Genomic DNA, 14,596 nt, shown 5'->3' with positions numbered 1-14,596 from the left:
GAGATGTCTGTGTACCCAATTGAAACTATTTTACCTCATACTGCGCCCATGATTTTGATCGATAGTTTAGATAGCTATGATGAAACAGCTGGAATTTGCTCAGTCACAATTACACCCCAGAGTAACTTTTATAATGCAGATAGCCAAAGTGTCGCAAGCCATGTAGGTATTGAGTATATGGCGCAAGCCATCGCTGCTTACGCCAACGCTAACCAAGTTGATAATGGCGCAAAAGTCGAAATTGGCTTTTTAGTGAGTAGTCGTAAGTATAAGATGCACTGTAATCGTTTTGCTTTAAATAGCACATTAACGATCAGAGTAGAAAAATTATACAGCGAAGCAAATGGCTTAAGTGCTTTTGACTGTAGTATTAAGCAAGTGGATACCCTGTTAGTAGAAGCAAAAATTAATGTATTTCAACCTGAAAACCCAGAGCAATTTTTAGCGGAGCAAATGTAATGTCAAGACGAGTATTAGTGACTGGTTCAAGTAAAGGAATTGGTAAAGCAGTTGCTCTACAATTAGCTAAAGATGGGTTTAATATTAGCCTGCATTGCCGCTCAGGTCGTGAAGCAGCAGAGCAAGTTAAAGCTGAAATTGCTGCGTTAGGTGTAGATGTGGATATTTTACAATTTGATGTAGCTGATAGAAAGAGTGCAAAAGCAATTTTAGATCAATACGTTGAAACCCATGGTGCTTTTTATGGCGTAGTTTGTAATGCTGGGATCACTGCAGACACTGCATTCCCTGCGATGACAGATGAAGAGTGGGATAGTGTAGTACACACCAACCTAGATGGTTTTTATAATGTGTTGCATCCACTTGTTATGCCGATGGTCAGAACGCGAAAGGGGGGACGCATTATTGCAATGTCGTCAGTGTCAGGAGTGGCAGGTAATCGCGGTCAGGTCAATTACAGTGCTTCAAAGGCAGGCGTTATTGGGGCATCTAAAGCACTTGCGGTTGAGCTTGCAAAGCGAAAAATTACTGTTAACTGTGTCGCTCCAGGTTTGATTGATACTGGAATGACCGACCATCTACCGATTTCTGAAATGACAAAAATGATCCCAGCTAATAGAATGGGTGATCCTGAAGAGGTAGCTGCGGCGGTCTCGTTTTTAATGTCTGATGGGGCTAGCTATATTACGCGTCAAGTGCTTCAAGTAAATGGTGGTATGGCGTAATGAAGCGAGTTGTAATAACGGGGATGTCATCGATTACTGCTTTAGGTGATAACTGGGGGGATTTTAAATCTGCGTTAATTCAGGGAAAAAATGCAGTCAAGCGTATGCCTGAGTGGGATTATATAGATGGATTAAATACTAAACTCGCAGCTCCTGTTATCGATTTTAATCGCCCATCTCATTACTCTCGTAAAAAAGTACGTTCAATGGGACGAGTATCATTGATGTCTACTTATGCTACTGAACGTGCGCTTGAGCAAGCGAAACTACTTGAACACCCAGCATTGACCGATGGTTCAACAGGTGTCTCATATGGTTCGTCAATTGGCTCAACGGCTCCTTTAGTCCCATTTGGTCGTATGATGGATACAGGCTCTATGAATGGAGTGACAGCAACTAGCTACATCCAAATGATGGCTCATACAGCCCCAGTAAATGTGGGTGTTTTTTTTGGTATTAAAGGTCGAGTCATTACCACAAGCTCTGCGTGTACTTCAGGTTCACAAGGGATAGGGTACGCCTTTGAGGCAATTAAGTTTGGTCGTCAAAAAATTATGGTAGCTGGAGGAGCTGAAGAGCTGTGTGTTACAGAGGCTGCGGTATTCGATACTTTGTATGCAACGAGTACACAAAATGATAATCCAGAGCTAACTCCCAAGCCATTTGATAAAAACCGTGATGGCTTAGTTATAGGAGAAGGTGCCGGTACGCTAATACTTGAAGAGTATGAACATGCTAAAGCTAGAGGGGCAAATATATTGGCTGAAGTTGTCGGTTTTGGCTGTAATTCTGATGGACAACATGTTACTCAACCTACATCAACGACGATGCAAGTTGCGATTGAAATGGCATTGCAAGATGCAAATTTATCGGCAGATCAAATTGGTTATGTTAATGCACATGGTACTTCAACAGATCGTGGTGACATTGCAGAAACACATGCAACCTTTAACGCGTTAGGTGCTAAACCAATTAGTTCACTAAAAAGTTATCTTGGTCATACTTTAGGTGCTTGTGGTGCGATAGAAGCGTGGGCTAGTATTAATATGATGACTGATAATTGGTTTGCCCCAACAATTAATTTGACAGAAGTAGACAATGAATGTGCGCCTTTAGATTATATTACAGAACATGGCCGTGAAATAGATACCGATTATATAATGAGTAATAACTTTGCATTTGGTGGCATTAATACCTCATTGATTTTTAAACGCTTTAAAGGTGAGTAATATGCCTTGGTTAGTGTTATTTTTGTGTTTATTTAGCCCATTGAGTTTTGCTACATCTAAATTAGAAATAGGCGGTGGTGTGTTTGTGGCTGATATCCCCCACTATCTAGGATCAGATCAAAGTGAGCAATACATAATGCCTGTGCCTTATGTTCGTTATCAAAGTGATGAGTTAGATGTGGACCGCAATAGCTTTACTGGTTACTTATGGCATTTTGATAATGTACACCTAGATATATCTGCTGGAGTTAGTATAGCCGTTGACAGCGCAGATAACCAAGCTCGAGAAGGCATGGATGATTTAGATTGGGTGTTTGAACTTGGACCTTCGCTAAATTATTACTTTAAAGGTGATCCCCAAGCGGCAGAACAATTTTATATTGGCTTATTCACCCGTAAAGCTATGGCAACTGATTTTAGCTCAGTGACTAACGTCGGTTGGCGTTATGGGCCGAGCATCTACTATGAAAGCCCGGTGTTTATTGCCCCAACTTATGAAATTACCACTAGCGTAAGAGCAAATGCCAATTTTGCCGACGGTCGTTACTTAAATTATTATTATAGTATATCAGCATCAGATACGCATGATTCACGTTCAAAGTTTAATACTCAGTCGGGGTATTCTGGCGCCGATATTTCGCTGGGGCTTAATTTAGATAGTAAAAAATATTGGCTAGGTGGCTTTATTAAATATCACCACTTAGCCCAAAGCAAACAGCAACGTAGTCCCTTAGTGAAACACGATAGTAATATCTCGTTTGGTTTTGGAGTTGCATGGAAGTTCTATACAAAAGAAGGAATATAAAATGAAATTAATGACAAGCTTATTATTAGCTACATCTTTGTTAACAGTGAGTGCGGTTGAAGCACGTGATGATATAGGTAAATATCCTATTCAACCACTGCTAGAAACCAGTAAAGCCAAAAGTGCGCTATTAGATGTACCTCTTTACTTTGCTGATCAAAGCTACGGTAGTGAGAGCAGTAAATACGGTGAAGTGATCACTAATAAAAAAACTAACGCATTTAATAAAAGTGATCGTGAAGCGTGCGAGTGGGTCATGCTCAGTGCTTTAAAAGCACTACAAGAGCGTGCCATAAAAGAAGGCATGAACGCAGTTGTAAATATTCAATCATATTATAAAAAGCGTAAGTTTGTAAGTAGCACGGAATATGAATGCGGTGCTGGTACAATTATCGCTGGGGTTGCATTAAAAGGCACTTTAGTTAAGTTATAACTAACTGTTGACTCATTTTTGCTGTATAATTTGCGACCCTTGATAAATGTGGCCGCAGGTTATACAGCATGAATTTTAAATCTTTTAGTTTTTCCCCTGAACTTATTCAGGCGTTAGACGAACTTAATTACCACACCCTTACGCCCATTCAGCGTTCAGCTATTCCGGCTGTTCGTAAAGGTAAAGACGTTTTAGCAAGTGCCCAAACAGGCACAGGTAAAACGGCTGCGTTTGCTTTACCTATCATCCAAAAATTAACTGAATCTGAGCTAAGCACGAGCAATGCTCCGCACGCGTTAGTGCTTGCGCCTACTCGTGAGCTGGCAGAGCAAATAGCAAATAACTTTAAAGCCTATGCAAAACATACCGCTTTAAAAGTAGTGAGCCTATTTGGCGGTGTTAATACCGCAGGCCAAGCAAATGCACTTAAAGACGGCGTAGATGTTGTAGTTGCAACCCCAGGGCGTTTACTTGATCATATTCGTTTAGGTAATTTAAGCCTAGCAAGTGTTAAACACTTAGTACTTGATGAAGCCGACCGTATGCTTGATATGGGCTTTATTGAAGACATGCAAAGTGTGATTAGAAGCTGTGATGAACAGCGCCAAATTTTACTTTTCTCGGCTACGTTTCCCGCTGCTATTAAGCAGTTTGCAGCAAAAGTACTAAAACAGCCTGAAATTGTTCGTGTTGATCAAACCAACAGTACAGCAAGTACGGTACAGCATGTTGTTTACCCAGTCGAAGAGCGCCGTAAGCAAGAGCTACTTTCTGAGCTTATTGGTAAAAAGAACTGGCAACAGGTACTTGTGTTTGTAAACATGAAAGAAACGGCGGATGGGCTGGTTAAAGAGCTTAACCTTGATGGTATTCCTGCCACTGTATGTCATGGTGATAAATCGCAAGGTAACCGCCGACGTGCACTTCGTGAATTTAAAGAAGGCAAAGTACGTGTTTTAGTGGCTACCGAAGTTGCAGCGCGTGGTATTGATATTGAAGGCCTACCACGAGTCATTAATATTGATTTACCTTGGCTTGCAGAAGATTACGTACACCGCATTGGCCGTACAGGTCGTGCAGGTAATCAAGGCCAAGCAATTTCGTTTGTAAGCCGCGAAGAAGAAAACACCTTGTTTGAAATAGAGTCGTTAATTGGCCAAAAAATCAAGCGTGTTTACTTAGAGGGTTATGAAGTAAGTAGCCGTGAAGTACTTATTGATAAAATAGGTAAAAAACCAGCACATTTACGTCGTAGCCGTACGAATAAGCCAACAGGCCAAGCAACAGGCGAAGCACGTGCGGTAAATCGCTCACGTATTTCAAATGTGCGTAAAAGCTTAAAAGGCGCCAAGCTTACCCTTAAAAAGTAAGCTTACAAAATTTAGCATTTATAAAAAACCTGAGTTTACTCAGGTTTTTTTGTGCCTCAATTTAGCTCAAGGTGTAAACAAAAAAACCTCACTAAGTGAGGTTTTTGATTAATAATTTAAAAGGGTTAAGCGTTTTCTAACATTGCGAGTGCAACGGCTTCAGCCGCTTTAATACCATCAATGCCTGCAGATAAAATACCACCTGCGTAACCAGCGCCTTCACCTGCTGGGTATAAACCTTTTGTATTTATACTTTGGAAGCTTTTATCGCGTTTGATACTAATCGGCGATGACGTACGCGTTTCTACACCGGTTAATAAGCCATCGTTAGTTGAAAAACCACGAATTTGCTTATTAAATGCAGGTATGGCTTCGCGTATAGCATCGATAGCAAACTGCGGGAGTACATTTGCTAAATCGGTGAGTTTTATTCCTGGTGTAAACGATGGTTGTACATCACCTAAATCGCCCGATGCTTTTCCTTTTAAAAAGTCGCCAATTAACTGTGCTGGTGCATCGTAGTTGCTACCGCCTAATGCATAGGCTTGCTCTTCTAGTTTACGTTGCAAATCAATGCCGGCAAGCGGGTGACCAGGGAAGTCTTTTTCAGGTGTAATACCTACTACAATGGCACTATTTGCATTGCGCTCACTACGAGAGTACTGGCTCATACCGTTTGTTACTACGCGGCCTTCTTCAGAGGTGGCGGCTACAACAGTACCTCCTGGGCACATACAAAAGCTGTACACTGTGCGACCGTTATCACAATGGTGAACAAGCTTATAATCAGCAGAGCCTAAAATGGGGTTACCCGCGTTAGGCCCAAAACGACACTCATCAATCATCGATTGCTTGTGCTCGATTCTAAAGCCAACAGAAAATGGTTTAGCTTCTACGTAAATGCCTTTATCGTGAATCATTTTAAAGGTATCACGGGCGCTATGTCCCACAGCAAGTACTACATGGCGGGTATTTAGCGTTTCACCGTTTGAAAGCGTCAAACCAGTTACTTGCCCATCATCTATATGAATATCGTCTACGCGGGTACTGAAGCGGATTTCGCCACCAAGTTCAATAATACGCGCGCGCATTTTTTCAATCATGGTAACAAGTTTAAATGTACCAATGTGTGGTTTACTTACGTATAAAATTTCACTGGGTGCGCCAGCTTCTACAAATTCGGTGATAACTTTACGCCCGTAATGTTTTGGATCTTTTACTTGGCTGTATAGTTTACCGTCTGAAAATGTACCAGCGCCTCCCTCGCCAAACTGCACATTAGACTCTGTATTAAGGGTACGTTTTCGCCAAAAGCCAAAGGTGTCTTTGGTGCGTTCACGTACCTCTTTACCGCGCTCTAAAATAATAGGATTAAAACCCATTTGAGCCAGCACTAAGCCCGCAAATAATCCACACGGGCCAAAGCCAATTACTACAGGGCGCTCAGTAAGGTTAGCGGGGGCGTGGGCAACAAATTTGTATGAAGTATCAGGTGCTGGTTTTACGTGCTGATCTTTTGCAAATGCGTTTAACAGCGTCTCTTCGTTATCGACTTCAATATCAAGGGTATAAATAAGCATAATAGCCGTTTTTTTACGTGCATCGTACCCACGTTTAAACACATTGTAGCTATGTAGCTGCGCTGGCTGTATTTTTAGTTTATCAACTATGGCTTGGCCTATAGCGTCTTCGTTATGATCAAGCGGCAGCTTTATTTCGGTTAAACGTATCATTATTATCTCTTTTAGGTGTCTTAGCGGTAATAGTATCCGCTCACAATAAGAAGTGTAGGGCACGTAATGGCTATACATTAAGGGCGCATATATTACGTTAAATTGACCGCAGATGGCACATATTTATTGTGTTTTTAATGGGGTTGGGTATGATCCTCGCTTTAGATAATTAATTACTAGGTTTAAACTATTATGGCGTTTGTGGTCACCGAAAACTGTATTAAGTGTAAATACACAGATTGTGTGGCGGTGTGCCCTGCAGATGCCTTTTACGAAGGCCCTAACTTTTTAGCAATAAGCCCTATTGATTGCATAGATTGTGGATTATGCGTACCAGAGTGCCCAGCTGAAGCAATTTACCAAGAAGACGAGCTGCCAGAAGACCAAAAAGAGTTTACCGAGCTTAATGCTGAGCTTGCATTGGTGTGGCCACGCATTGTTGAAGTAAAACCAGCGCCCACTGATGCCGATAGTTGGAATGGCGTTGCTGATAAGCTTAAATTAATTGAAACCTAGCTTTTAAATTAAGCCTTTAATATTAATTAGTTAAAAAAAGCTATTGTTTTTAGTATCAGGCTATTAACAAATGTACTGACTTAAATTACACTGCATAAATAAGTTTACCTTTTAAGGGTAAACACGTCTAAATGGATGTTTATGCAGTACTTAATAATTATAAAAAAACAATGCAGTGCTTTATTCCCCTTCTTATTAGCACTTTTATTTTCTAACCACCTTTACGCCAGTGAAAAACAGCAGCATTCTCTTGTACATATAAATGCAGATATTACTGTAGATGGCGTACTTGATGAGCCCCACTGGCAAAATGCCACTTTAGTTCCTATAGCATTTCAAGATGAGCCTAACGAAAAGGGCACCCCACCGGTTAAAACCGATGCTTACATGTATGAAGATGGCAGCCACTTATATGTTGCATTTGTAGCCGAAGATCCACAGCCGAGCGAAATTACAGCGTCACTACGTGACAGAGATACGCTTTGGCAAGATGATACGGTTATTTTAATTATTGACACTTTTAACGACGAACGTTCAGCTTACGAATTTTATGTAAACCCATTGGGTGCGCAAGGTGATACGCGAATGAGTGACACCGATGGCTGGCAATCAGACCCGTCTTGGGATGCAATATGGGATAGCGCAGGGCAAATTACCGACCAAGGGTTTGTGGTTGAAATGCGTATACCTTTTAAAGCGCTGAGATTTCCTGAAAATAAAACAGATTTAACATGGGGCTTTGCCCTTATGCGAAATTACCAACGTGATGTACTGTATCAGCTTTCAAATATGGGGTTTGACCGAGATATAAAGTGCAGTTTATGTCAGTTTGATAAATTAAATGGTTTTAAAAATATAAAAGCCAGCAAAAATCTGCAACTAACGCCCACACTTACGGCGCTCAGAAATGATTCAAAACCTACCTTGCCAGGGCCGTGGGATAATGGCGATATAGACACCGAAGCTGGCCTTGATTTACGCTGGGGGGTTACACAAGATGCGGTAATTAATGCCACTATAAACCCAGATTTTTCGCAAATAGAAAGTGATGCGTTAGCCCTTGATGTAAATACCACGTACTCAATTTATTATGCAGAAAAACGACCATTTTTTTTAGATGGCGCATCCTACTTTAAAAGCAGTTTATTTGAACTACTGTATACCCGCACTATTGCAGAGCCTGAAGTTGGGGCAAAATTAACGGGTAAAACAGGGCAACATAGCTATGCATTTATGTATGCCGATGACAATAATAGCAATATTTTATTGCCTACAAATCAAGGCTCTGGTTTTGCAATTTTAGAGGATGAAACCCATGCAGCAGCGGCGCGTTATCAATACGATATTGGCCAACAAGGCACTATAGGGCTAAGTACGACTCACCGCGAAAACGATGATTACTACAATACAGTGCTTTCTGTCGATGGCAGCTATTGGTTTAATCAATCAGATCTACTGACCTACCAGGTAGCTACAACAGATTCTAAAAACTCTGATTTTTTAACAAGTAACTATAACTTATCTAAAACTCAATCTGATGAAGCGTACGCTATAGAGTTTACCCGTGATAAACGTGACTACAATTTGTTTGCTAGCTACGAAAACATAGGTAAAGACTATCGTACTGACTTAGGTTATCAAGAAAAAGTAGATTATGAGAACGTAGGCTTTGGGGGCGGACAAACCTGGTATGCAGATGGATCTGGCTTATTAACGTCATGGTCTTATGAGGCTGATTGGGATAAAACATGGGCGCAAAATGGCGACCTACTTGAAGAAGAATACCAAGGGTTTATAACATTAAAAGGGCAAAAGCAGTCTATTTTTGAAATTGGCTTACTACATCGTTATGAAAACTATAATGATGCTTTTTATAACCAAAATATTGGCTTTGTTTATACGGGCTTTAAACCTAAAAATAATATATGGCTTTCGTTTTATGGTGAGTATGGCAGCCGCATTGATTACGCCAATGAGCAAATTGGCGATTCGTATGCTACGCAAACACAAGTTACGTGGGATATAAACGATCATTGGCAAGTAGACGCTACACATAACTACAGCGTTTTAGATAACCCTCAAGGGGAGCGAGTTTATACTGCTAACTTATTAGATTTTAGGCTTTATTATAAATTTAGCATGCGCGCTATGCTCAAGCTTATCTTGCAATTTGAAGACATTGATAGAAATAAAGACGCCTACTACTACCAAGTTAGCCACATTAATAAAGACTACGGCAGCCAATTAGTTTACTCGTACAAAATTAATGCTCAAACATTATTTTATTTAGGCTACTCAGATAAAAGCTATCAAGACGATTCCCTAAAACACGTTGAAAGAGAACAACGTACATTTTTTACAAAAGTTAGCTATGCATGGCAGCTTTAAATAACCATTAAAAGGATGAATATGAAAACAATAAAAATAACTATCGCAGCTGCAATGGTAGCAACCCTAGCGGGTTGTGCAGCTAAGCAAGATATAACTCGCTTTGACACTGTGAAACCAGAAGTAGTATGTATAGCTGAACATAAGGCAGTTAAAGAAGGCGTTGTCACAGCAATGGAAGAAGGTTTTGCAAAACATAACGTTAAAACACGTGTAATTGCTGCTAACTATGTATTGAAACATCAGGAGTATCAAACTGAATTACCTAATGCTGACATCGCAGGGTGTAATGCCGTTGCTTATTACGTGGCTAACTGGCATTGGGATTTAGCGTTGTACATGTCATACGCGAATATTTGGGTTACAGACGCTCGAACCAATAAAAAAATTGCGCAAGCATCTTATCGCACCGGCGGTGGTTTGGATAAGTTTATAGACGCGAAAGAAAAAATTATCGAACTAATCGATGGTATGTACTAAATACTTGTAATATTAGTTTATTCAAACATTTTAAGCTTAAGGTTTATTTTTATTCATCACACTCTATAATTAGTTAATTATTAAGCATTAATTTATTCTTTATGAGTACAGTTCTAAAAATTTTAATGAATAAGGACTGTGTTATGGCTTGCTTAGCACTAAAAACAGGCGATATAATCGCCTTTTAGTAATGGGTTTATAGGATAAGTAATTTAGATGGATTTTGTTGATGAATAAATTTAAACCCTTAGGCGGCATTTTTTTTGTATTTATCTTATTTTGCTTTTGTTTAAACATCGAACTAACAAACCAAATTAACCGCATTAATTTATTCAACCCTGATATAGATTTGCGCCACTTTGATATTGTAGATACAACGCTCGAAATGGCGCCTTGGTATAACCCTTTACTCAATGGGCACTATTTAATACACCAGCCTTCTGCCGATTTTTTGTTAGTTAAAACTACCGACACGGAATTTATCGCTGCAAACGCAACAAAGCTTATTTTAATGACGTTAACGTCGCCAATAAACTTTATATTGGTGTGTATGGTATTGTTTGTTGGCTTTTCGATTATTCGTAAAGAGCGTAAAAAAATCTCTTATCAGCATCAAATTGCACAGTTAAATAACAACGCTAATCAATTGCTTGTAGCCTTTAACCTACAACCCCAACACGACAACCCGTCAGGGCTTGGTAATTTAAGCCAGTCAATAAACAATTTAAATACCCATGTCGCTAATTATTTAAAGCAAACACAAACAAGTATCTGCCAAGATAAGCTAACTTTGCTCATTGACCGCCATGCTTATATTGAGCATATAGATAGGCAAATAAATTTTACTGACGAACAGCAGCTTAAATGCGCCTTGTTGTTTATTGACCTAGATGGCTTTAAACAGGTAAATGACTCGTTTGGCCACAGCTTTGGTGATGAAATTTTGGTGCAGGTTGCTACACGCCTAGCCAACGTTTTGCGCCATCATAAATTAAGTAATATTAACGAGGCTAATCAGTTAGAGCAAAATTTATCTCGTTTAGGCGGTGACGAATTTTCAATTTTTATTGAGTCAGTAGATACCGATAATAAAGTAGTCGATATTGCTAAGCACGTACTCAGTGAACTTGAAAAGGACTTTGTACTAGGTAATAAGATAATAAAAATTAGCGCCAGTATTGGTATAGCGGCGTACCCAGAGAGCGCATCAACACCACAAGCACTATTACAGTTAGCGGATGTCGCAATGTACCGTGCAAAAAGCGATGGTAAAGGCATTTTTAAAGTGTACTCCCCAGAGATGGGTAATAAAATGCGCCGCTATCACTATTTATTAGAAGAGTTGCGTTTAGCGGTTGCATGTAAAGACTTTTACTTATCTTTTCAGCCTATCGTTCATGTTGAAGATTGCATGATAGATTATTTTGAAGCGCTAACTCGTTGGGATCACCCAATAGAAGGGATGATTTCACCGGCGGAGTTTATACCTATTGCAGAAGAGTCTAATCTTATTTTAGAGCTTGGTGATTGGATTATGCATGAGTCCTGTAGGCAAATGGCCGCATGGCATAATGCTGGTATGCGTAAAGTAAAAATTTCGGTTAATGTTTCAGGCGTACAATTAAAGCACCGCTCAGTGTACGATTGGATAATGAAAAATCTAAAAAACACAGGGCTGCCATCGCATTCTTTAATGCTAGAAATAACAGAGTCTACGTTTATTAAAGCCAGTAAAAGTATGATTGAAGAGCTTGAGCGGCTTCGAGCAGAAGGTGTGACAATTGCCATTGACGATTTTGGTACCGGCTTTAGTTCATTAAGTACATTGGCTGATTTACCCATTGATGTAATAAAAATAGACCGTTCGTTTATCTCTCAAGCCGATAAAAGTCCAAAGTACAATGACATTCTTAATACCATCAGCGAACTAGGTCAAAAGTTAGGACTTAAAATAGTGGCAGAGGGCGTAGAAGAGATTGAGCAGTTTGAACTCGTAAAACGCATGGGAGTAAGCTCTGTGCAAGGCTATTTGGTTAGTCGCCCAGAATCATCTATCAATGTGGGTAACAAAGTGTTACGTAAAAATACCGCTAATTTATCTGCAGCGGGGACCAGCGCCTGGGAAATAGAAGGTTAGAGCCTGTTTATTATGCAAGGTAATGTAGGGTTTTTGGCTACGCTATACTATGAAATTCAACTATCTATAGGCGATGAAGTTGAGCATTCACTGGCGCAACTATGTAGGCTCTGAAACGTTAAACCGTATATTGCGCTAATCGCCCTTAATTAAAGCAAAGTTTTTTGGGCAATAGCCTTAAAATTAAGTAAAAAAATGCCACTTTTAAAAGTGGCATTTTTGTTTGTAGAATCTAACAACTACAATTTTATAAATCGAATGTGCGTGATATAGCAAGTACTATACGCTCATCAGCGTAATCGTAATCTAAGCTTGTGTCTTCAGCTGCAATCTCAATGCCAAAGCCTTCGTAGCTAGTTTGGTACGCTAGGCGGTAATGTTTGTATGATTTCTTTTGATTTACATCCCATGCCCATTTTTCGCCATCAAGCGAATTAGAAATATCGAAGCTTGCACGAATGGCATGATTTGGGGCAATTTCAAAGGTGTGGGCAATCATAGAAATAACATGGCCAGCGCCTGTACCAAAGTAATCCCAGCTATACCAAAAGTTTAGCTCTGTTTGACCATACTCACTTGCATAGCCAAATTTTGTGTAGGCTTCGGCGTAGTTACCATCGCTGTTATTACCCTGGTATGTGTAATAAGCAATACCGTAATCAGCGCTAACCGTGTCAGTTAATTGCACGTATTTACCTAGGTAGGCATCAAGTTCAAAATCAGTGTCATCACCAAAATCTACATTAGATGCCCATGCACCCGCATACACACCGCTGTCGAACGCGTAATCAAGGCTTGCTTGAATTGCAGGGTCGTTATCAGTTTGTGTTACACCGTTAAAAGTATAGTCAGATGCTGCTGTAATGGTTGTTGACCAGTTAGCTGACACCGTAGTTGATAAAAGTGCGAAAGGTAGCGCTACTGCTAGTTGCTTTAGTTTGTTATTCATTGTTGATCCCTAATGTACAGTTTCTATTTTTGTGTAATCTATTTTGTTTGCTTTTGGCGAACTGTCTATATTGTTAACCGTTTTAAATTTGCTGTAGCCAATAAACGCAGCACAACCAAAAAACAGTGCAATTACTAACGCGCCAACCCATTGAATTTGTAAAAACTCAAGCTTAAACAATAGGGTTAGTAATGAAAGGGCAACAATATTGAGTATCATATAGTTCATTTTACCTAAACGTTTAACCGTTAAGTTAAGGTTATCTGTGTATAAGCGTATTAATGAATCAAGCGAATTAATTACAAACACGATACCAACAAACACCATAGCAAAGTTTTTAATCCCTGCTGTTGAAATACCCATTTCATGGTAGTGATATAGTACACTAAACCAAATTGCAATTGGGATAGAAGGGAATATCAACATTGCACCTAATACTTGGTATGTTTTAAGGCCGCCAACAAAACGAGATGTAAATTGGCCAATCATAATGCTCCAGGCAAACCACCAAAACAGGTAAAACTCATGATAATCGTTAAGTGGTAAAACAAATTCATTTATATTGGCAAAGTAAGTACCTATTTCTGCAAGGTTATTAGTAAATGCCGACATTTCGCTGTCACCAACAACAAATGCACCAACCCACATAAAGGCAATTAACGCAATAAATAACCAGGTTGTAGAAATACTTAAAAAGCGCACGTATTTAATATCTGTACTTGAATACACTGCAAAGCAAATAGCTGCAAAAACAATTAAGTAAAAGGTGGGTATAACGCTCGAACCATCGCCCAGCTCAGGTAAGTACCACGGCAAGTTAGAAAGCAGGAGGTAAGCTGTAAAGGCACATGTACCAATAATAACCACGTTATTAATGAACTTAACCCATGAAATTTCGAAAAATTTAACTTTGGGTTCTATTACACAGAAATAAAAGCACGTAAGAAAGTAAAATCCCCAGATCAAGAATCCCCAGTAGCCAAACTCAATAGCCAGTGGGTTTGCAAACGCGTATTCTGGGCTTGCTTTTATGTCTGCATAACCTGCAAATTCGGTTAATGGAAACATGATTAGGCCAACGTCTAGGCCTGAGGTAAATAAGATTGCGATAAAGGTAAAAGTTCTCACTGGTGTTACGCCTACTACGCGTACGTTACCCCATTTAAATAAAATAGTAATAACAGCAAGTAGCGTAAATATAATGCCAGCACTAAGCCATATAGTCATTATCGCCCTCCCAAAATGAATAAAAGTAACTCATAAGTTCTCCGTTTTTGTTTTATTACTTGCACAAACACCGCGTAACCAATTTACGCCGTGAGCCACTGCAAGTTGAACGTGCCCACACAGTGTTAGGCACGCTATGGCTTAA

13 protein-coding genes are annotated in these 14,596 nt (G+C 39.7%); 10 read left to right on the top strand and 3 right to left on the bottom strand.

Annotation, left to right across the window (positions count from 1 at the left end):
- The first annotated feature begins 3 nt into the window (after nt 1–3).
- The 6 genes from AN389_RS01385 to AN389_RS01360 all read left to right on the top strand — a co-directional run bounded on the left by AN389_RS01385 (nt 4) and on the right by AN389_RS01360 (nt 5,021).
- Entirely contained in the window at nt 4–459 is a 456-nt protein-coding gene (locus tag AN389_RS01385; RefSeq protein WP_055019093.1) for a hypothetical protein, read from the top strand.
- Complete coding sequence (gene fabG / locus AN389_RS01380) at nt 459–1,184, top strand: 3-oxoacyl-ACP reductase FabG (protein WP_055019092.1); 726 nt, start codon at nt 459–461, stop codon at nt 1,182–1,184. The genes AN389_RS01385 and fabG overlap by 1 nt, the downstream gene beginning before the upstream one ends.
- The gene (locus tag AN389_RS01375; protein ID WP_055019091.1) at nt 1,184–2,413 is read left to right on the top strand and encodes a beta-ketoacyl-ACP synthase; all 1,230 of its coding nucleotides are present in this window, start codon (nt 1,184–1,186) and stop codon (nt 2,411–2,413) included. Before fabG ends, AN389_RS01375 begins: the two co-directional genes overlap by 1 nt.
- Before the next feature lies 1 nt (nt 2,414).
- Complete coding sequence (locus tag AN389_RS01370; RefSeq protein WP_082430525.1) at nt 2,415–3,218, top strand: MipA/OmpV family protein; 804 nt, start codon at nt 2,415–2,417, stop codon at nt 3,216–3,218.
- Between the two features lies 1 nt (nt 3,219).
- Nucleotides 3,220–3,651 (top strand): hypothetical protein, encoded by a 432-nt coding sequence (locus tag AN389_RS01365; RefSeq protein ID WP_055019089.1) that lies wholly within the window; start codon nt 3,220–3,222, stop codon nt 3,649–3,651.
- 68 nt (nt 3,652–3,719) lie between these two features.
- The gene (locus AN389_RS01360) at nt 3,720–5,021 is read left to right on the top strand and encodes a DEAD/DEAH box helicase (protein WP_055019088.1); all 1,302 of its coding nucleotides are present in this window, start codon (nt 3,720–3,722) and stop codon (nt 5,019–5,021) included.
- Nucleotides 5,022–5,146: 125 nt separating this feature from the next.
- Here AN389_RS01360 and AN389_RS01355 read toward each other — a convergent pair whose 3' ends face one another.
- A complete protein-coding gene (locus AN389_RS01355) occupies nt 5,147–6,754 on the bottom strand; it encodes an NAD(P)/FAD-dependent oxidoreductase (RefSeq protein ID WP_055019087.1) in 1,608 nt (535 codons plus the stop codon).
- A gap of 192 nt (nt 6,755–6,946) precedes the next feature.
- On the opposite strand from AN389_RS01355, the gene fdxA reads away from it, so the two are divergent.
- The 4 genes from fdxA (at nt 6,947) to AN389_RS01335 (ending at nt 12,275) form a co-directional block, all read left to right on the top strand.
- Nucleotides 6,947–7,270, top strand: a complete 324-nt coding sequence (gene fdxA, locus AN389_RS01350) for a ferredoxin FdxA (protein ID WP_055019086.1) — start codon at nt 6,947–6,949, stop codon at nt 7,268–7,270.
- Nucleotides 7,271–7,411: 141 nt separating this feature from the next.
- Nucleotides 7,412–9,658 carry a carbohydrate binding family 9 domain-containing protein gene (locus AN389_RS01345; RefSeq protein ID WP_055019170.1) on the top strand — a complete coding sequence of 749 codons (2,247 nt, stop codon included), beginning with the start codon at nt 7,412–7,414 and terminating at the stop codon, nt 9,656–9,658.
- A gap of 21 nt (nt 9,659–9,679) precedes the next feature.
- Nucleotides 9,680–10,138 (top strand): Sbal_3080 family lipoprotein, encoded by a 459-nt coding sequence (locus tag AN389_RS01340; RefSeq protein WP_055019085.1) that lies wholly within the window; start codon nt 9,680–9,682, stop codon nt 10,136–10,138.
- A gap of 229 nt (nt 10,139–10,367) precedes the next feature.
- A complete protein-coding gene (locus tag AN389_RS01335) occupies nt 10,368–12,275 on the top strand; it encodes a bifunctional diguanylate cyclase/phosphodiesterase (protein ID WP_055019084.1) in 1,908 nt (635 codons plus the stop codon).
- Nucleotides 12,276–12,522: 247 nt separating this feature from the next.
- Here AN389_RS01335 and AN389_RS01330 read toward each other — a convergent pair whose 3' ends face one another.
- Together AN389_RS01330 and AN389_RS01325 are read right to left on the bottom strand one after the other, a co-directional pair.
- Nucleotides 12,523–13,224 carry a TorF family putative porin gene (locus AN389_RS01330; RefSeq protein ID WP_004586454.1) on the bottom strand — a complete coding sequence of 234 codons (702 nt, stop codon included), beginning with the start codon at nt 13,222–13,224 and terminating at the stop codon, nt 12,523–12,525.
- Nucleotides 13,225–13,233: 9 nt separating this feature from the next.
- Entirely contained in the window at nt 13,234–14,451 is a 1,218-nt protein-coding gene (locus tag AN389_RS01325; protein ID WP_055019083.1) for a BCCT family transporter, read from the bottom strand.
- Nucleotides 14,452–14,596 lie beyond the last annotated feature (145 nt).

It is taken from the genome of Pseudoalteromonas sp. P1-7a (assembly GCF_001401855.1).
GTDB lineage: Bacteria > Pseudomonadota > Gammaproteobacteria > Enterobacterales > Alteromonadaceae > Pseudoalteromonas.
This window is presented reverse-complemented; position numbering and strand designations above follow the sequence as displayed.